Source organism: Myxococcus sp. CA033, assembly GCF_013336625.1.
GTDB classification, from domain to species: Bacteria; Myxococcota; Myxococcia; order Myxococcales; family Myxococcaceae; genus Myxococcus; species Myxococcus llanfairpwllgwyngyllgogerychwyrndrobwllllantysiliogogogochensis.
The window spans coordinates 347,411-364,668 of the sequence record NZ_JABUMU010000003.1; the positions used below are offsets into that span (position 1 = coordinate 347,411).

13 protein-coding genes are annotated in these 17,258 nt (G+C 70.8%); 5 read left to right on the forward strand and 8 right to left on the reverse strand.

Annotated features, from left to right (window positions below; translation table 11 throughout):
• The first annotated feature begins 24 nt into the window (after positions 1 to 24).
• Together HUA78_RS11720 and HUA78_RS11725 are read left to right on the forward strand one after the other, a co-directional pair.
• A complete protein-coding gene (locus HUA78_RS11720) occupies positions 25 to 912 on the forward strand; it encodes a tryptophan 2,3-dioxygenase family protein (protein ID WP_174457424.1) in 888 nt (295 codons plus the stop codon).
• Positions 909 to 1,952, forward strand: coding sequence for a methyltransferase (locus tag HUA78_RS11725; protein ID WP_371745555.1), 1,044 nt, complete (start codon positions 909 to 911; stop codon positions 1,950 to 1,952). The genes HUA78_RS11720 and HUA78_RS11725 overlap by 4 nt, the downstream gene beginning before the upstream one ends.
• 193 nt (positions 1,953 to 2,145) lie before the next feature.
• Here HUA78_RS11725 and HUA78_RS11730 read toward each other — a convergent pair whose 3' ends face one another.
• Positions 2,146 to 2,847: a response regulator transcription factor gene (locus HUA78_RS11730; protein ID WP_217442439.1), complete on the reverse strand. Its 702-nt coding sequence runs from the start codon at positions 2,845 to 2,847 to the stop codon at positions 2,146 to 2,148.
• 312 nt (positions 2,848 to 3,159) lie between these two features.
• Here HUA78_RS11730 and HUA78_RS11735 point away from each other — a divergent pair, with 312 nt between their 5' ends.
• Both HUA78_RS11735 and HUA78_RS11740 read left to right on the forward strand, forming a co-directional pair.
• Positions 3,160 to 4,380, forward strand: coding sequence for a sensor histidine kinase (locus tag HUA78_RS11735; RefSeq protein WP_217442440.1), 1,221 nt, complete (start codon positions 3,160 to 3,162; stop codon positions 4,378 to 4,380).
• Between the two features lie 213 nt (positions 4,381 to 4,593).
• Positions 4,594 to 4,998, forward strand: coding sequence for a response regulator (locus tag HUA78_RS11740; RefSeq protein WP_141641810.1), 405 nt, complete (start codon positions 4,594 to 4,596; stop codon positions 4,996 to 4,998).
• Positions 4,999 to 5,011: 13 nt separating this feature from the next.
• Here the strand turns inward: HUA78_RS11740 and HUA78_RS11745 are convergent, their stop codons facing one another.
• The 3 genes from HUA78_RS11745 to HUA78_RS11755 form a co-directional block, all read right to left on the reverse strand.
• Complete coding sequence (locus HUA78_RS11745) at positions 5,012 to 6,316, reverse strand: AarF/ABC1/UbiB kinase family protein (RefSeq protein ID WP_174457426.1); 1,305 nt, start codon at positions 6,314 to 6,316, stop codon at positions 5,012 to 5,014.
• Between the two features lie 78 nt (positions 6,317 to 6,394).
• The gene (locus HUA78_RS11750; RefSeq protein ID WP_371745556.1) at positions 6,395 to 8,233 is read right to left on the reverse strand and encodes a protein kinase; all 1,839 of its coding nucleotides are present in this window, start codon (positions 8,231 to 8,233) and stop codon (positions 6,395 to 6,397) included.
• A gap of 744 nt (positions 8,234 to 8,977) precedes the next feature.
• The gene (locus tag HUA78_RS11755) at positions 8,978 to 9,490 is read right to left on the reverse strand and encodes a hypothetical protein (RefSeq protein WP_174476292.1); all 513 of its coding nucleotides are present in this window, start codon (positions 9,488 to 9,490) and stop codon (positions 8,978 to 8,980) included.
• A 344-nt stretch (positions 9,491 to 9,834) separates the two neighbouring features.
• On the opposite strand from HUA78_RS11755, the gene HUA78_RS47685 reads away from it, so the two are divergent.
• The gene (locus HUA78_RS47685) at positions 9,835 to 12,123 is read left to right on the forward strand and encodes a S41 family peptidase (protein ID WP_174476293.1); all 2,289 of its coding nucleotides are present in this window, start codon (positions 9,835 to 9,837) and stop codon (positions 12,121 to 12,123) included.
• Here the strand turns inward: HUA78_RS47685 and HUA78_RS11765 are convergent.
• The 4 genes from HUA78_RS11765 to HUA78_RS11780 all read right to left on the reverse strand — a co-directional run bounded on the left by HUA78_RS11765 (position 12,092) and on the right by HUA78_RS11780 (position 17,256).
• Positions 12,092 to 14,524, reverse strand: a complete 2,433-nt coding sequence (locus HUA78_RS11765) for a GAF domain-containing protein (RefSeq protein ID WP_174476294.1) — start codon at positions 14,522 to 14,524, stop codon at positions 12,092 to 12,094. The two genes, HUA78_RS47685 and HUA78_RS11765, sit on opposite strands and share 32 nt — an antisense overlap.
• 201 nt (positions 14,525 to 14,725) lie before the next feature.
• Entirely contained in the window at positions 14,726 to 15,679 is a 954-nt protein-coding gene (locus HUA78_RS11770) for an aldo/keto reductase (RefSeq protein WP_174459952.1), read from the reverse strand.
• Between the two features lie 57 nt (positions 15,680 to 15,736).
• The gene (locus HUA78_RS11775) at positions 15,737 to 16,906 is read right to left on the reverse strand and encodes an alkaline phosphatase PhoX (RefSeq protein ID WP_174464955.1); all 1,170 of its coding nucleotides are present in this window, start codon (positions 16,904 to 16,906) and stop codon (positions 15,737 to 15,739) included.
• An 83-nt stretch (positions 16,907 to 16,989) separates the two neighbouring features.
• Positions 16,990 to 17,256: a DUF5985 family protein gene (locus HUA78_RS11780; protein ID WP_141641818.1), complete on the reverse strand. Its 267-nt coding sequence runs from the start codon at positions 17,254 to 17,256 to the stop codon at positions 16,990 to 16,992.
• Positions 17,257 to 17,258 lie beyond the last annotated feature (2 nt).

Below are 17,258 nucleotides of genomic sequence, written 5' to 3' on the forward strand. Positions count from 1 at the left end.
CCACCTCTCCCTTCGGAGGGCACCATGCACACGCCACATGGTTACAGTTATGCGGAAAAGTTGCGGCAGGAACTGGATGAGCCTCTCTTCAACCCGATGCTGAAGAAGTGGGTCGGCCGCGGAGAGCTGGACTACGAGGTGTACCTCAAGACACCGCAGCTCCTGGCGTTGCAGGCGCCGGAGGAGCAGCGCGTCTCGCATGACGAGCTGATGTTCCAGGTGGTGCACCAGGCGCAGGAGCTGTGGCTGAAGCTGGCTTCGCGCGAGGTGGTGGAGGTGGTGGCGGAGCTGGACCGCGACGCGTTGTGGGCGGCGTCCGCGAGGTTGGAGCGGGTGTCGCGCATCGTCCAGGGCCTGAAGTCGGAGCTGGCCGTGCTGGAGACGATGACGCCGGATACCTATCAGGTCATCCGTCGCAGCCTGGGCAATGGCAGCGGGCAGGAGTCTCCCGGCTACAACATGCTGCGCAAGGCGGCGGAGGGGCTGGAGCAGGCGCTGGAGCGGCTCCTCGCGCGACGCGCCCGGACGTTGCTGGCGGTGTACCAGGGCGGACCGGACGACCTGAAGCGGCTGTGCGAGCAACTGGTGGACGTGGACGAGGCCTTCCAGGGCTGGTTGCACGCGCACTTCCAGCTGGTGCGGCGCACCATCGGCGTGGACCGCGCGGTGAAGGCGCTGGACGGCCTGCCCACGCAGGTGCTGGCGGGGCGCATGACGCTGCCCCTGTTCCGTCAGCTCTGGGACGTGCGCGTGGAGCTGACGTCCGGGTGGCGGCGCGAGGGAGGCCATGCGCCAGGCGCTCGTCGCGAGGGCTGCATGGAAGGCGCGCTGGACGCCTACGCCGCGCCTCCGGCCAGCGCCGTGTGTCCGGTACACCACGCGGGCTTCCCTCCGCCCCGGGGCGAGTCGTGACGTCGAAGCCGCGCACGGTGGCGGACTCTCCGCGCGCGCTCTTGCACCTGCTCTACAACGGCGCGAAGGCGGTGGACGTGGTGGAGGCGTCGCTCCAGCTGGGTCTGCTCGACTCGCTGGAGGGGCCCGCCCCCGTCTCGCTGGCGGAGCTTTCCGCGAGGCACGGCCTTTTGCCGGGCCGGCTCTACAAGCTGCTGGACTGCCTGGAGAGCCTGGGACTGGTGACGCGCGAGCAGGACACGGACGCGCTCGCGTCGGCGCGCTACCACGCGGTGCCGGGGCTGCGCGAGGCGGCCGTCGCCGTGGTGGGGCCGCAGGGTCGGGAGAAGGACCGCGAGAAGTTCGCGTGGCACACGCTGCACGGGCGGCTGCCCGAGGTGCTGCGCGGTCAGCACTCCATCTCCCCCGACGACTTCGACTGGCCCCTGCGCACGCCGGAGCAGTTGGAGGGCTTCGAGACGAGCATGGCCGCGGGGCTGCCTCCCATCCTGGAGTCGCTGCGCCTGCACGCGCCGAGGCTGTGGAAGGACGGCGTGCGCGTGCTCGACGTGGGCGGCGGTGACGGCAGCCTCGCGGCGTTGATGACGCGCGAGCACCCCGCCGCGCGCGTGGACGTCTACAACCTGCCGGCCACCCAGGCGCTGGTGGAGCGCACGCGCGAGCGCTTCGGCCTGACCGCGTCCCAGCTGGGCTTCGTGGGCGGAGACTTCCTCACGGAGCCCCTGCCCTCCGGCTACGACGTGATGACGTTCGTCCGCGTGCTGCACGACTGGTCCGCGCAGACGGCGCAGGCGCTGCTGAAGGCCGCGTGGGAGGCGCTGCCCTCCGGAGGACGCGTCGTCATCTGCGAGGAGTTCCGCACACCCGAGCGGCTGGCCGCGCAGTTCTTCTGGACGTACTTCCTCATCGGCGTGGACTCGTGCGTCAGCCGGCTGCGCGAGGTGGAGCTCTACGTCCAGATGCTCGAGGGCGCGGGCTTCCAGCGCGTCGACGTGCTGCGCGGCGGGCCCTTCGAGCTGGTGACGGCCGTGAAGCCCTGACGTCGTCGTCCAATCCCGGAGACGACAGCACGGGCCAGGGCAGACACCACGTCCTGCTCTGCCCTGGCCCGCTGGGGACCTTCCTCGCGACGACCCGTGCGCTTGGGGGGAGGGGGGAGGAGCGCCAGGGTCTTCACACCCTGACACGCCCGCGCGCACGTGCCCATTGCCTGCAAGTGCCGGCCCCGGGGACTCAGACTCCTGCCGGGCGGTGAACACCCAGCTGGCATGCGAGCACCGCCAGCTGCGTGCGGTTCTCCGAGCCCAGCTTCTTGTAGATGCTGGTGATGTGCGCCTTCACCGTGCGCTCGGTGATGCTCAGACACGCGGCGATTTTGAGGTTGTCCGCGCCCGCGGCCACGTAGCCCAGCACCTCCCGCTCGCGCGGCGTCAGGAGCCCCAACTCCACGCCGCCCATGGGCACCTCCTCCTGCGGCATGAAGCCCGGGACGGAAGGGACCCAGGACAATCCCGTAGGCATCAGCCGCTCGCCGCGCGCCACGCGCGTCACCGCTTCCACCACCTCCGCGCAACCCACGTTGTGTTTCCAGAGGTACCCCGCCGCGCCCGCCTGGAGACACTGCTCCACGACTTCGGGCTCGTGGTGGCTCGACAGCACCAGCGCCTTCACCGTCGGATAGAAGTCATGCAGACACTGCAGCGCCGTCATGCCCGTGGTCGTTCCATCCTGGTCCGGCGGCTCCAGGCGGAGGTCCAGCACGGCCACGTGCGGCATCTGCTCCCGCACCCGCGCCAGGAAAGGCGGTGTCTGCGCGCAGCGCGCCACCACGTCCATCCCGGCGCTCTCCAGTACCAATACCAGACTCTCCCTGAAGACCTGCTGGTCTTCCAGGAGGGCCACTCGGATTCGCTCGTTGGAAATGTCTGTTGTCATCACCACTCCAGATGCAGTCCGTGCTCTCGCGATTCAGCGCGCCGAGCACCGCACCAGTTGCCGTGTTCATCAGAGGATGTTCAAAGAGTGTTCAAGGAACGTTCAAGGTGAGGAGTTTCCATCGTTCCTGGGGCCCTCCATTCACAAGACGAAATCGATGGCGGACCTTCATCCGTATGTCAGACATCCAGACTCCGCGCAGCGGGATTTGGACACGCAGTCCACACAACCCATACCCGTGCGGGCTGAACGTCCGCACTCGTGGGTCCCCCGCTCTTGCCGCTGTCCACGGCCTGGGTTACAGCTCAAATCATGTCACCCGCGTCTTTGCCTGAGAATGAACTCTCGGCCATCGCTGAAAAGGTGAGGAAGACACACGGCCCTGACTTCGCGCACGAGCCCCAGGCGCCCGCCAGACACTCCTGGGCCCTGGAAGGTGTCGCGGGAGCGCTCGCGGTGCTCCGAGAGGACGTGGTGCTGTGGGTCAACCTGCGATGGCAATCCCTGACACTGGCGCGAGGTCCCTGGCGCCATGTGACGGACAGCGGGCAGGAGGAAGGGCCCGCACTGCTCACCCTGCGCAGCGTCGTGGCCGCGGAGGCCCGCGCGCTCGGGGTGGAACAGACGGCCCGCACCGCGCGCTACAGCTACGCGGGAGGTCACCAGCAGATGGAGGTGCGGGTATGTCGGGTGAGCCGGGAGGCGCCCGTGGTGCTGGTGCTCGCCCGGGACGTCACCGAGCAGGTTCACTTGGAGGAGGCGCTGGCACGCGAGCGCCGCGCGCTGGCCGAGCGCGAGCACCTGCGCATGCTCAGCGAGCAGGCCTCCGGCATCGCACATGACCTGAGCAGTCTGCTGGTGGCGATGAAGCTCCGGCTGGAGATGCTCCAAATGAGCGACCTCAAGCAGGCGGCCCCCGCGGCGGCGCCGCCCGCGCACGTGGACACGCTCTTGCGCATCGTCGCCGACGCCACCACCCGCCTGTCGCGCCTGCGTGACTTCGCGCGCCAGCGGCCGGAGTCCCCGGTGGAGCCCGTGCAGTTGGCGGACGTGGTGCGCGACTCGGTGGAGATTGCCCGCGACGAGCTGGAGTCCCGGGCCGCGAAGCAGGGGCTGACCTTGCTGTTGGACGTGGACGTGCCCCGGCTGCCGCTGGTGGAGAGCTCCGCGGCGGACCTGCGCTGCGTCTTCCTCAACCTGCTGCGCAACGCGCGCGACGCCATGCCCCAGGGCGGCACCCTGCGCGTGCGCGGACGCCTGGCGCTGGGGCACTCCATCATCACCGTGGAGGACGAGGGCACCGGCATCCCCGAGGAGCACCTGCTTTCCATCTTCCAGCCCTTCTTCACCACCAAGGGCCAGCACGGCACGGGCCTGGGCCTGTCCATGGCCCATGACGTGGTGACGCGCGCTCAGGGCACCCTCACCGCCGCCAACCGCCCGGAGGGGGGTGCCGTGTTCACCATCACCCTGCCCGCCCTCCAGAGGAAGGCGGCCTCCCGGGAGCGCCCCGCCACCTACCGCTCCGGCTGAAGACGGCCCGGGTCCATGAGGCAGCGGGGCGGGTGGAGACACACCCGGACACCCCGGCACGTCCTGCCGCCAGCACGAGAAAGTCGGGCCCCCGGAGGACAGGAGGGTGGCGACAGGGACGCGAGCCTAGGTGATAATCCGTAGGCCACCCGGCCTGGTGGCGATATCCGGTGGGCGGCGGCACCCAATCCGCGCTCTCAAGGGGGAGGCGTCATGTCGGAGATGAAGATCCGCGTGCTGGTGGTGGATGATGACCAGGAGCAACTCACCCTGGCGGAGCGCTCGTTGTCCGCGTTTGGTTTCGATGTTCGGACGCACCGCTCGTCACTGGGCGTGTCCAACCTGGTGCGCACGACGCTGCCGGACCTGGTGCTGCTGGACGTGAACATCCCCGCGCTCACCGGCGACAAGGTGCTGACGCTGGCGAGGGGACAGGCGCCGGCGGGGACGCGCTTCGTGCTCTTCTCCGCCTCGGACGAGTCCAAGCTGCGCGCGCTGGCGCTGGCCTCGGGCGCGGACGGCTACATCACCAAGAGCACCCAGGGCGAGGAGCTGGCGAAGAAGCTCCACGCCATCTACGCCAAGGGCCGCGCCGTCGTGGCCGCGCCGGCCCCGTAGCCTCGGGCGCGGCTCAGCTCAACAGCTCCGCCATCTCCAGGAAGACGCCGCGGAAGTCACCCCGCGCGCCGATGAGCCGCAGGTTCTGCGCCAGCCCTCCCGTGGAGCGGAAGAACATCACCGCTTCCGGCGGCGGCTTGATTTTGAGGAAGCGCGCCGCGTTGCGGGTGAAGTGGTTGCGCATGTCGCGGGTGATTTCGCAGGACATGTAGTCGTACGGCGTCAGCCGCATGGGCCTGCCGGCGATGTGGAGCACCTCGCGGATGAGGTCCGCGGCCTCCTCGCCCGGCAGCTCCACGGTGAAGCCCACCTCCTGGCTCAGCCGCAGGATGTCCATGGGCTCCAGCCGCATGGACTGCAGGAACATGCGCCGGTTGGCGTCCACGAAGCGCGGGCTGAAGCGCTTGATGGAGCCGAAGTCCAACAGCCCCAGCCGCCCGTCCGGCATCACCATGAAGTTGCCCGGGTGCGGGTCCGCGTGGATTTCGCCCGAGCCGAAGAAGGGCCCGTACGTCGCGCGGATGAGCTGCCGCGACACGCGGAAGCGCTCGTCGTTGGAGTCGACCGTCGTCACCCAGTCCTTGAGGGTGGGCCCCTCCAACAACTCCAGCGTCAGCACGCGCTCGGCGCTGTGGCTGGCGATGACCTGGGGGACATACAGGTCCTTCAGCTCCGCCACGCCGCGCGCGAAGCCCTCCGCCAGCGACGCCTCTCGGCGGTAGTCCAGCTCCAGCAGCAGCTCGTCGCGGAACTCGTTGAAGTAGGCCGAGCCGTCCATCAACCGCGACGCCTTGGAGACCGTCTTCACGACGAGGCCCAGGTTCTCCATGTCGTGCGTGAGCGACTCGGCGATGCCCGGGTACTGCACCTTCACGGCGACGACGCGGCCGTCCTCCAGCACCGCGCGGTGCACCTGTCCCAGCGACGCGGCGGCCAGGGGCTCCCGGCTGAACTCGCGGAAGGCGTCCTCGGGGGCCGCGCCCAGCTCCTGGCGCACCACGCGCGTCACCATGTCGTAGGACATGGCGGGCGCCTGGTTCTGCAGCCGCGCCAGCACCTGCCGCACCTCCGGGGTGAGCAGGTCCGGGTCCATGGAGATGGCCTGGCCCAGCTTCATGGCCGCGCCCTTCAGCTCTCCCAGGGTGGCGACGAGCTTCTCCGCGGAGCTCTTGCTGAGCAAATCCGGCGTGCCGCCAGCCAGGCGCTTCGCGCTGCTCATGAGCACGTCGGTGCCCACCTGCATGGAGAGGCCCGCCAACTTGCGCAGCCGGGTGAAGCGGCCCTGGGGAGGAAGCGAGTCGTCGGAGTCGGAGGCCATGGGTACCCCTGGATTAACGAGGAGCCACCCCCCAGACGCAAGACACCGCTTCCGCGTTGCACGCGCCCGGCCGCCCGCCTATCGCGGTGTGGGCGTGTTGCGCAGCCGGGCCCGCAGCGAGCGCCAGCGCTTGAGGCCCTCCAAATCCAACGGGTCCATCCGCACCGCCTGCTCATAGGCGGCGAGCGCTTCCTGGAGCCGCCCCACCGACGACAGCGCGTCCCCGGACAGCCGCTGCACCGCCGCGCGGCCATCCCGCCCCGGGTTCTCCGCGAGGAAGCGGCGGCGGCAGTTCTCCAGCGCGGTGACGGTGAGGCCCGCGGAGAGGCAGCGCTCCACCCCTTCCACGTTGCCCAGTCTGGCGTCGTATTCGGCCCGCCGCTCCACGTGACCCAGCACGTGCAGCGCGGACGTCACCCGCTCGTTCACCCGCTCCAGCTGGGCACGCTGGCCCAGCGACAGGTTGCGGCTCTTGAGTGGCTCCAGCGCCGTACGAGCGCGTTGGGTCGCGGCCCGCAGCGTCTCCGGGGTGGCGTCGCGAGGCACCTCCAGCACCGAGTAGTGGTCACCCGCCAGGCGGGCCCTGAAGCCCTGGAGCACCCGCTCCGCCACCGCGTCCTCCTGCATGGGGGACGGCGGGGGCGTGGGTGGCTCCAACCGCACGCCGGACTTCAGCCGGGTCAGCGCTTCCTGGAAGGCGGGCGACGTGTCGCGCAGCTGGACGCCGAAGCCCGGCGTCATGCGCCACCCTCGCGCCTGCTCCTCCGTCACGTGGCGCACCACCTGCCCCGTGCAGGCCAGCTCACCACCCGGCAGTCGCAAGAGGAGGCCCACGTCGGACAGGAGCGGCGGCGGCGACGCGGTGGTGTGGAGGAAGAGGCCGGCGCGGCCCACCCATTCACAGCGCAGCTCTTGCGAGTGCGGCGTGCCCGCCATGCGCACCCGCGCGGTGAAGCCGGGAGTCACGGGCTCGGGCTCGGGCGCGAGCGCGGTGGCCAGCGCCGCGCGCAGGTCCGAGGCCTGGGCGAAACGGTCCGCGGGACGCTTGGCCAGCGCGCGGAGCAGCACGCGCGACAACGAGGGCGGCACGCCGGGCTGCACCTCGTGCGGCGGCACCGGCTGCTTCTGGAGGTGACCGATGAGCACCTCCGCCGCCGTGCGGCCCGCGAAGGGCACGCGCCCGGTGAGCAGGAAGTAGCCCAGCACTCCCACCGCGTAGATGTCCGTGCGCGCGTCCACCACGTCGTCGCCGCACTGCTCGGGGGCCATGAACTCCGGCGTCCCCAGGAGCACTCCCACTTCCGTGGTGTGCAGGCCCGCCGGACGCGACAGCAGCTTGGCGATGCCGAAGTCCAACAGCTTCACGCGCTGGCGGCCCAGCAGGCCCGGCACCAGGAAGACGTTGGCCGGCTTCAAGTCGCGATGGACGATGCCGTGCGCATGCGCGGCGCCCAGCGCGTCACACACCTGCGAGAGAAGATCCACCACCACCGACGGCGAAAGCGGCCCCTTCGCGAAGGCCGCCAGGCTCTGCCCCTCCAGGTACTCCATGACGAGGTAGGGGCGCCCGTCACGCACGTCCAAATCGTAGAGCGCGACGACGTTCTCGTGCTGCACCACCGTCAGCGTGCGCGCCTCCGACAAGAAGCGGGCGACGAGGTCCGGGTCCTGCGCCAGGTGCGCGTGCAGCACCTTGATGGCGACGCGCTTCTGGATGAGGGCGTGCTCGGCCAGCATCACCGTGCCCATGCCACCCCGGCCCAGCTCCTTCAGCAGCTTGAAGTGTCCCAACTGCTGCCCCACCAGCGAGTTGGTGGGCGTGGCGGGCACCGGCGTGGGCTCCACCAGCATCGGCGGCGGCGTCCCCGCGTACAGCATCGTGTTGCCCTCCGCGGGCGTGTTCCGATGCGGGCGCACCCAGGTCGGGCACTCGCTTGGGTCGGAGTGCGAAGGCACGCAAGAGCAGGTGGCGTTCTGGAGGAACACGGGGAGCGGGATGGGGACAACTGGGACAGGGGTCTATTGCGCGGTGTCTCTGCGAGCCATGTGCCACCCACGATTCAACCGTGCTGGCGCTCAATCTTCATGCGGAAAGGCTGGATGGACTTCGGGTTCCGGACAGTGGCGGGAGAAGACCTCCCGTCTGACTGAAATTGTCCCCCTCTCTCTCCGCAGAAACTACAGCCATTCGGTTGAAAACATTACCGCCTGCCTCGCTTTCGGAGGCCTGGATGCGGGGAATCCATTTCTCTCTGTCGCACTCTCATGTTTTCCGGAAGACGTTCCATGCCTTTCCGGAGTCCGCGCCCCATCCCCCTCGTGAAGACGCATGGGGTGGGGTTCCTTGAGTCGAAAGATGTGACGGGAGTGCACGGGCGCCCGGAACGCGCCGCTACAGGTCGCCACGCGGGGTGCTCACGCCGACATGAGCCTGGGGCTCGCGACGCGAGGAACCGTGCGCGGCGCGCACGTGGGTGACGGCCTGGACTGAAACGGGAAGCGCCTCCGAGCAGGGCCTCGTGGGCGCCGCGGGAGGGCCTCGACCGGGAGTCTGCTGCTTGGCGAGGGCGACCCGCGCGGGGCCACGCGCTTGGGCCCCTGGCATCATGGTGGGAGGGCCGTCCCACTCCAGGATGAGCGGGACGGCCTCCTGAAGCGACCTCAGCCGATCATGGGCTCGCAGTAGCCCGACTCGGAGCAGGTCAGGCCTTCACAGCACGTGGTGCCCGTGCCACAGGCGCCCTCCTCGGACACACACTCGGAACCCGCGTCCGGCTCGCCCGTGCCCGCGTCCGGCTCGCCCGTGCCCGCGTCAGGTTCGCCCGTGCCCGCGTCCGGCTCACTGTCACATGCGCCCAGCGTGTCGCCGTGCTTGAGGTGGGCATTCAACGCCGGTGCGCCCACGGAAATCGTGTGCGCGTTGTCCGGGTTGCCCGGAGGAATGTGGCAGATGTCGATTTTGGCCGGATTGAACACGCCACCCGAGCCGCCCTCGTTTCCGTCACCGGTGTCCCCGCTTCCCTTCGAACCCGGCGCGCCTTCCAGTCCACCCGTTTGAGGATCTCCCGGAAGGGGGCCCCCTTCGGGCTGGGGCGAGCCACCACACCCGCTCACCAGCAGCGTGCACAGGGCCACCGCCAGGGCGGGCTTCGCAATGAAATCCAGACTTCGCATGAACGTTCTCCGGTTCCGGGTGTACGGGTGTCGAGCGTCGCGTGCGTGAAACATCCGAGACAGACGACGGTCCGTTCGCGCACTCGTGCCCCACGGCCACCGCCGGGACATGCTCGAGCGTCACGCCTGGAATCAGGGCTTGGGCCCCTTCAACCGCCTGCCCCCGCGAGCACATCCACCACGCAAAAGAGACCCGCGCTCGCGGCTCGCGGCCACGCCGTCCAGGGGGCGCGGACAGTTCCGGACAGGATGTGTGCGGACGAGCCCGGATGTCACCGCGCGTCCTTGGGAACCTTTCTCACGGAGAGGGTGTCTGGCGCGCGGGGCCGTATCGGGAGGTGGATGTGGAACGCGCGCGAGTCCGGCGGATGCCGGCCTGGATGGGTTGTGTCTTCGCGGTGGCGCTGATGCTGGGTGTCTCGGGGCGTGCATTCGCGCAGGAGCAGTCCCTCCCGCGCGCGAAGCCCGATGCGGCCCTGGAGAACGCCGCCGTACTGGGCCGGGTCTGGGGCACGGTGAAGTACGTGCACCCCGCCCTCGCCTTCCGCGCGGTGGACTGGGACGCGGCCCTCGTGGAGTCACTCCCGGGCGCGCTCGCGGCGAGCACCCCGGAGGCGCTCGCCACCTCCGTGAGCGACATGCTGCGCCGGCTGGAGGACCCTCTCACCCACGTCGAGCGCGAGCCGGGCGCGCCCCCATCCCCGCACGAGCCGTCCGGCCCGCTCTCCCGCTGGTCCGGTGACGTGCTGGTGCTGGACCTGGACCGGCGCTTCTCCAACTTCAACGCGCTGTATCCGGCGATGACGGCGCTGGGGCCTGAGCTCGAGCGCGCGCGCCGCGTCGTCATCGACCTGCGCGCCAGTGGACCCGATGAGGCCATCTGGATGGAGCTGGCGCTGGGCTTCCTGGAGCGCTCGCTTCCGTCGGACACCGTGACGGCTCCCGCCGAGCGCTTCCGCGTGTACTCCGGCTTTCCCGTGCAGTTGGGGCCCAGCTCGGGCGGCTACAGCGCCTCGGTGGAGACTCGACTCGCGCGGACCTTCACGCCCGCGCCCCGGACGCCGAAGCGCTCGCTGGTCCTCCTCGTCAACGGCCGCACGCCCCTGTCGCCGTTGCTGCTGGCCCTGCTCTCCTCGTCACGCACGCGCCTCGTCGCGCAGGGCGCGCTCGATGAGTCCTCCACAGTGAAGACCCGCACGGTGCCCTTGCCCGGAGGCCAGCGCGCGGTGGTGCGCGCCTCGGAGCTCGTGTTCCCCTCGGGCTCATCGGGGCTGCGCGCGGACGTCACCGTGCCCGCGAGCGCGGACGAGGGCGATAACGGCCCCGCCTTCCAGGCCGCGCTCCGGCTGCTGCGCGCGGGGACTCCGAAGGCCTCCGCGCGCGTCTCGGCGAAGGACGCGGTGCTCCCCACGGGAGGACCGGACGACGCCTACGAGGCGATGGCGTATCCCTCCGAGCCCTACCGGCTGCTCGCCGTCGTCCGCTTCTGGAACGTGATGCGCTTCTTCCATCCGGACCCGAAGGCCCTGAGGGACTGGGACGCGGTGCTGCCAGAGTTCCTCGGCCGTGCTCGCGCGGTGGAGGATGCGCGCGCGTACACGCATTTGCTCTACACGCTGTCCGCGCGGGTCTCCGACGGCCACGTCTTCATCGCGGAGCAGGGCCAGCCCCTGCGCTCGCTCGCCGAGGCCACCGCGCCGCTCGTCCTGCGCTCGGTGGAGGGACGCTTCCTCGTGTCGGAGCTGCCCGTGCCCGAGGCCGCTCGCGCCGCCGGCATCGGCGTGGGGGACGAGGTGGTGTCCATCGACGGCGAGGCGGTGGCCACTCGCGCCGCGCGCTTCCGGGAGCTGCTCGGCGCCTCTCACGACGCGGCGCGGGCGGAGCGCGTGGCCAGCCTGCTGCTCGCGGGCTCGGACGGGAAACCCGTGGAGGTGATGCTCCAGGGCGTGGATGGACGCATGAAGGAATCGCGGCTGCCCCGCTCGCGCGACTACCTCCCGTTTCTCCGTCCCCCCGTCCAGGACGACGCGCCGTGGAAGCGGCTCGACAGCGACGTGGGCTACGTGGACCTGCGACGGCTGCGCGCCGACTCGGTGCCCGGCATGTTCGAGGCGATGAAGGACACGCGCGCGCTCGTCTTCGATTTGCGCGGCTATCCGCAGGGGAGCGCGTGGGCGCTGGCCCCGCGCCTCAACACGCGAGGCGCCACCGCGTCCGCGCTCATCGCCCGCCCGCTGGTGGAAGCGGGAGAGGCTCGCGAGGTGCGCTTCCCCGCCACCCTGCCCTCTGGCGACGGACCTCGATACGCGGGCCGCGTCGTCGTGCTCATCGACGCGCGGACGCTGAGCCAGGGCGAATACACGGCGATGATGATTCAGGCCGCGTCCGGCGCGCGGCTGGTGGGCAGCGTCACGGCGGGCGCCGTGGGCGACACCACCAACGTCTGCCTGCCCGGCAACGTCTGCGTCCTCTTCACCGGTCAGCGCTTCGAGACCCCCGACGGCCGCACGGTGCAGGGCGTGGGACTGCGCCCGGACGTGGAGGTCCACCCCACCGTGCGCGGACTGCGCGCAGGACGCGACGAGGTGCTGGAGCGCGCCCTCACCCTGCTGCGCGAGGCAGGTGGACGGTGAAGACGGAGCCCACGCCCTCGCGGCTCTCCACCTCGATGCGACCGCCCATCGCCTCCACAATCTGCCGGCTGATGTAGAGCCCCAGACCCAGCCCTCCATAGTGCCGGTCGCTCACCGCGCGCTCGAAGCGACCGAACAGCCGCGGCAGGTCCGTCTCCGAGATGCCGATGCCCTCGTCCCGCACCGACAGCCGCACCACCCCGTCGCCGGCCTCCGCCGCGGTCACCTGCACGGGCCTGCCCGCGCCGTACTTGGCCGCATTGGTCAGGAGGTTCACCAGCACCTGGTCCAACCGCAGCGAGTCCCACCGGCCCTGGAGCGGCTCCGGGATATCCACCCGCACCGAGCACCCCGCCACCGCGAACACCTCTTCCATCCGCTCCACCGCGTCGCGCACCGCCTGCCCCAGGTCCACCTCCGTGGGCTCCAGCGCCAGCCGCCCCAGCGACACCCGGCTCACGTCGAGCAGGTGGTCCACCAGCGTGGCCAGCCGCTGCACCTGTCGCATCGCCGTGGAGAGCCGGGGCGCCACCTTCTCGCGCGAGTCCGGGCCGAGCGCGCGGTCGATGAGGCCATGCTGGAGCTTGAGGCTCGTCAACGGCGTCTTCAGCTCGTGGCTCGCCACCGACAGGAACTCGTCACGCAGCCGCACCGCCGCCTGCGCGTCGCGGTACAGCGACGCGTTCTCCAGCGCCACGGCCACGCGCCGCGCCAGCTCCTCCATCATCGACACGTCCGACATGGCCAGGGGCCGCTGCGGCGGCGACGTGCCCAGCGTGATGACGCCCAGCGTGCGCCCGCGCGTGCGCACCGGCACCACCAGCAGCGACGCGGGCCTCAGGGCCTCCAGCAGCGCGCGCTGCTGCTCGGAGCGCTCCGCCAGTCGCTCGCACAGGGCCGCGTCCACGTCCGGCACGAAGCGCGGCTCGCCCGACTGGAAGCACTCGCGCGACAGGGACAGCGCGCCCTCGCCGCCCAGCACCGAGAGCACGGACGCGTCTCGCGATGGCTCCTGGTGCGCGGACGCCACGCACCGCAGGGTGCCGTCCGGCCCCACCAGCTCCACCAGGCAGCTGGACGCCACGCTGCTGGCGGCCACGCGGGCCACGTGCTCCAGCGTCCACTCCACGTCGTCCAGGTGCTCCGCCAGCGCGCGGCTCGCCTCCAGCAAGAAGAACAGCCGCTCCTCGGCCTCCTTGCCCATCTGAAGCGCGTGATGCAGTCGCTCGCCCCGCTCACGCAGCGTCCCGTACAGCGCCGCGCGCTCCAACGCCTGCGAGCACTGGTGGGCCAGCGCGTCCAGGAACGCGCGCTCCAACGGAGGGAACATGCGCGGCTCACCCCACGCCAGCGCCACGAAGCCCAGGATGCCCCTCTCGGTCAGCAGCGGGAGGAACGCGCGCGAGCCCTCGCCCAGCGCCGCCACGTCGCTCTCCACGAGACCCGCCGAGGGGAGCAGCTCCTCCAGTCGGGAGAACCACTGCGCCTCGCGCTGCTCCGCCGCGCGCGCGAGCACGGGCAGGCCCGCGACACGCTGACCATCCAGGCCCTCCATCCACGCCTGTGAATAACCGACGGAGCCCAGCACGCGCAGACACCCGTCGGCACTCAGCTCCGCGATGGCGACCCGCGCCGCTCCCGAGGCCTCCAGCCCGTCGCGCACCATCACCCGCGCCACGTCCTCGGCGGTGGCCGCGCGCGACAGCGCCGCCGTCACCGTCTGCAGCCGCGCGGAGAAGGACTGGGCCGTGCGCGCCTCCTCGTACAGGAGCGCGTTGTCCATGGACAGGCTGGCGCGGCGGGCCAGCTCCATCGCCACCTCCAGCTCCGGCGCATCGAAGGACACCTGCTCGTCGCCTCGCACCAGCGACACGGCGCCCAGCACCCGGCCCCGCGCCAGCAACGGCAGCACGAGCCCCGCCCGGATTCCCAGGCGACGGACCACATCCAACTGCGCGGGCTCTCGCACCATCGCCGGGAGCATCTCCTCCGTCACCACCGGCATCACCACCGGACGTCCGGTGCGCAGCGCCTCGGAGATGCCACCGGGTGACACCAGGTCCACGGGCCGCAGTCGGGACAACTCGTGCACCAGCGCCGTCTTCTCCGGCTCACGGTGCGCCGCGGCCACCCGCTCCACGCTCCCGTCCTCCGTGATGACATCCACCGCGCACCAGTCCGCGAGCACCGGCACCGCCAGCTCCGCCAGTCGGTGCAGCACCGTGCGCCACTCCAGCGACGCGCCCAACAGCTCGCCCGCGCGCGACAGGAAGGCCAGGCGCGCCGCCTCGGACGAGGCCGCCTCCACCCCATGCTCGGGCTCCGGCGGCGCCGGGGTGGGCCGGGGTTTCCCGGCGACATCGAGAGAAGCTTCAGGAGAAGAAATCGGCTCGGCGGGCATGCAGGTGGACCACGATGGAAGAGAAGCGCCGCGCGACATCAGACCCCGAGCTAAAAGCGTCCCGGACGCGGCAACAATGCCGCCCGTCTCCGCGGACGGGGAGACTGTCCAGTGTCGGACCCGCGGGACGTTGAGTGCCTTTCGAGTGAAGGGCTCCGCGCGCGGCGCGTACGGAATGACTCGGGCCGGGAGGTCGCTGACTCAGCCCACGTCGGACGCCATCGACGGGTTCCACCACACGGCGCCCTTCCCATCGATGGCCGCCTTCGCGCGCTCGCGCACGTCGGTCAGCTCCTCCACGGACAGGGGCCGCGCCGAGTGGACCGCGCCGAGCGCCGCGTCCTGTTCGTTGGGGTGGCTCATCCCCATCAGCATGACGTCCGGGTCCAACGTCAGCGTGTAATGCACGCACTCCTCCACGCTCAGGTGCGGCAGCACGGGCGCGTCGCGGTCCTCGCGTCCGCCAGAGCCCACCTTGCCGCGCGGCCGGGCCTCCAGCGGTCGGCCATAGCCCTCCGTGTCGCCCAAAAGCTTGCCCGCGCCGAACGTCTTGAACGACACCACGCCCACGCCGCGCGAGCGCGCCAGCGGCAGCACGTCCCGCACGTAGCGAAGGTCCACGAAGGGCCCCAGCGGAAACATCACCACGTCGCACAGCCCGGAGTTCACCGCCGCGCGCAGCACGTCCGGGTGATGACTGGAGATGCCCCGGAAGCGAGCCTGCCCCGCGCTCACGCACCGGCCCAGTTGCTCCAGGCCGCCGCCCGGAGAAGCCAACCGCTCCCACGCGGCCAGCTCCGATACGGCGTGGAAGGCGAACAGGTCCACCGCCGCGTGGCCCAGCCTCCGCAAGCTGGCCTCCACCTGCGGCGCCACCGGGGCGTCGAGCACGTCCACCTTGTCGATGAGGAAGACGCCCTCGCGCCGGCCGCGCAGGGCCTCGCCCACCACCTCCTCGCTCAACCCCTCCTCGTAGTTGGGCGCGGTGTCGATGACGTTCAGCCCCGCGTCCAGCGCGCGGCGCAGCGTGGCGACGAGCGACTCCCGGGGCGCCGAGCGGTCGGCGATGTCACCAATGCCCACCGCCGTGGCGACGAAGCCGGTGCGGCCCAGCGCGCGGCGGGGCGTGAAGCGGGGAAGCGGATTCGCGGACATGCCTCCGGTTGTGCAAGAGCGCCCCTCACGTCGTCAAGGCGCTCGGCGCGGGAAGGTTCACCGAAAGGGACCGGAGACCTCGAACGTCACGCCCGCGTTGCTGGAGTTCGTCGCCCCGCGCTGCGAGCTGAAGTACAGCCTGCGTCCATCCGGGCTGAAGGCCGGGCCCGTGAGCTCCGAGCCCGCGTGGCCCAGCACCCGCAGGAAGCTGGCGACGATGCGCTGGGGTCCCGGGGTGATGAGACAGATTTCCCGGTTGTCGCCGTCCTCCGCCACGAACAAATCCCCCGAGCGCGACACCACCACGTTGTCCACGCCCCTCAGCGGCGAGCCCGGATACAGGGACGCGGCGTAGATGACCTCCAGCTTCCCCGTGGCCGGCGTGTGCGCCCACACGCGGTTGTCGCCCTTGGTGGTGACGTAGATGACGCCGCCGTCGTACCAGCAACCCTCGCCGCCGTTGAACACCGTCGTCCGCGCCGCCACCTCCGGCTGGAGCGACGCCGGCTTGTTCGCGGCGCAGGCCACCCAGCTCACCGTCGCCGTTCCCGTCAGCGCATCTCCCGTCACCCGGGCCGCCTCCAGCGTGCCCGCCGCCAGCACCGGCCACGCGGACGGAGTGAAGCGGTACAGGCGCCCCTTCGGTTGGTCCTCCGTCAGGTAGAGCCGTCCACCGTCCGGGTCCACCGCCACCGCCTCATGGGGGAACGTGCCGAGCGCGCCGCGCACCACGCCCTGCGAGGCCTTGGCCGGGTTGCACTCCCAGACGCGCCCGCCGCTGTGCTCCTCGCACGACAGCCACGTGCCCCAGGGCGTCGGTCCTCCCGCGCAGTTCATCCGCGTGCCGGACAGGATGCGGTACGCCGCCACCACGCTCCCGCCTCCGCTGAAGCGCAGCGCGCTGGCGCCCCCGGGGAGGCCCTCGCTGTTGGACACGTACACCCAGCCGCCGTCCGGCCGCGCGAAACAGGCGCCACCGTCCGGCGCGGTGTGCCACACGTAGCCCGTGTTGCCGACCGTCTGGCCCGAGCGGGCGATGATTCGCGAGGTGAAGCCCGCGGGCAGTCGCAGGCCGTTGACGTCCGCGCTCCCGGACATCGCCCCGTAGGGACTGGGCCCCGACTGGGCCGGCGCCGCATAGGCCTCCTTCCAGAACGAGGGGCCCCAGGCGAGCGCTCCACTTCCGAGCGCGGAAAGACGAAGGAAGCCACGGCGACTCAGACGCATGTGTGGGTTCTCCTGTGCGAGCAGGAAAACCACCCACCCCTCCCCTCACCACTGAACGCGAGGCGAGCGTGAGGCCCGCGACATCACCCGCGTCGACTCGCGCGATTCTTGTCCCAGATGGCGTAGAGGATGATGAGGAAGGCGACAAGCCGCGCCACGTAGAGGTAGTAGCGGCGCTCGTCCAACGAGTCCATCAGCGACGACACCGCCGAGTTCGCGCCCAGCAGCGCGAAGGCCACCGCGAAGAAGCCGAACAGGCGCTCGTGCGACTGCTTCCAGAAGCGCAGGAAGAACAAGGCGCACGCCAGCCATCCCATCGCCGTCGCACCGTTGAGCATGGACCTGAGCATGG

Coding starts and splice junctions, on each gene's coding strand:
- HUA78_RS11745 (WP_174457426.1), bottom strand. CDS start 6,316: ATGGCCTCCGACTCCGACGACTCGCTTCCTCCCCAGGGCCGCTTCACC.
- HUA78_RS11775 (WP_174464955.1), bottom strand. CDS start 16,906: ATGCGTCTGAGTCGCCGTGGCTTCCTTCGTCTTTCCGCGCTCGGAAGT.
- HUA78_RS11755 (WP_174476292.1), bottom strand. CDS start 9,490: ATGCGAAGTCTGGATTTCATTGCGAAGCCCGCCCTGGCGGTGGCCCTG.
- HUA78_RS11770 (WP_174459952.1), bottom strand. CDS start 15,679: ATGTCCGCGAATCCGCTTCCCCGCTTCACGCCCCGCCGCGCGCTGGGC.
- HUA78_RS11780 (WP_141641818.1), bottom strand. CDS start 17,256: ATGCTCAGGTCCATGCTCAACGGTGCGACGGCGATGGGATGGCTGGCG.
- HUA78_RS11735 (WP_217442440.1), top strand. CDS start 3,160: ATGTCACCCGCGTCTTTGCCTGAGAATGAACTCTCGGCCATCGCTGAA.
- HUA78_RS11740 (WP_141641810.1), top strand. CDS start 4,594: ATGTCGGAGATGAAGATCCGCGTGCTGGTGGTGGATGATGACCAGGAG.
- HUA78_RS11765 (WP_174476294.1), bottom strand. CDS start 14,524: ATGCCCGCCGAGCCGATTTCTTCTCCTGAAGCTTCTCTCGATGTCGCC.
- HUA78_RS11730 (WP_217442439.1), bottom strand. CDS start 2,847: ATGACAACAGACATTTCCAACGAGCGAATCCGAGTGGCCCTCCTGGAA.
- HUA78_RS11720 (WP_174457424.1), top strand. CDS start 25: ATGCACACGCCACATGGTTACAGTTATGCGGAAAAGTTGCGGCAGGAA.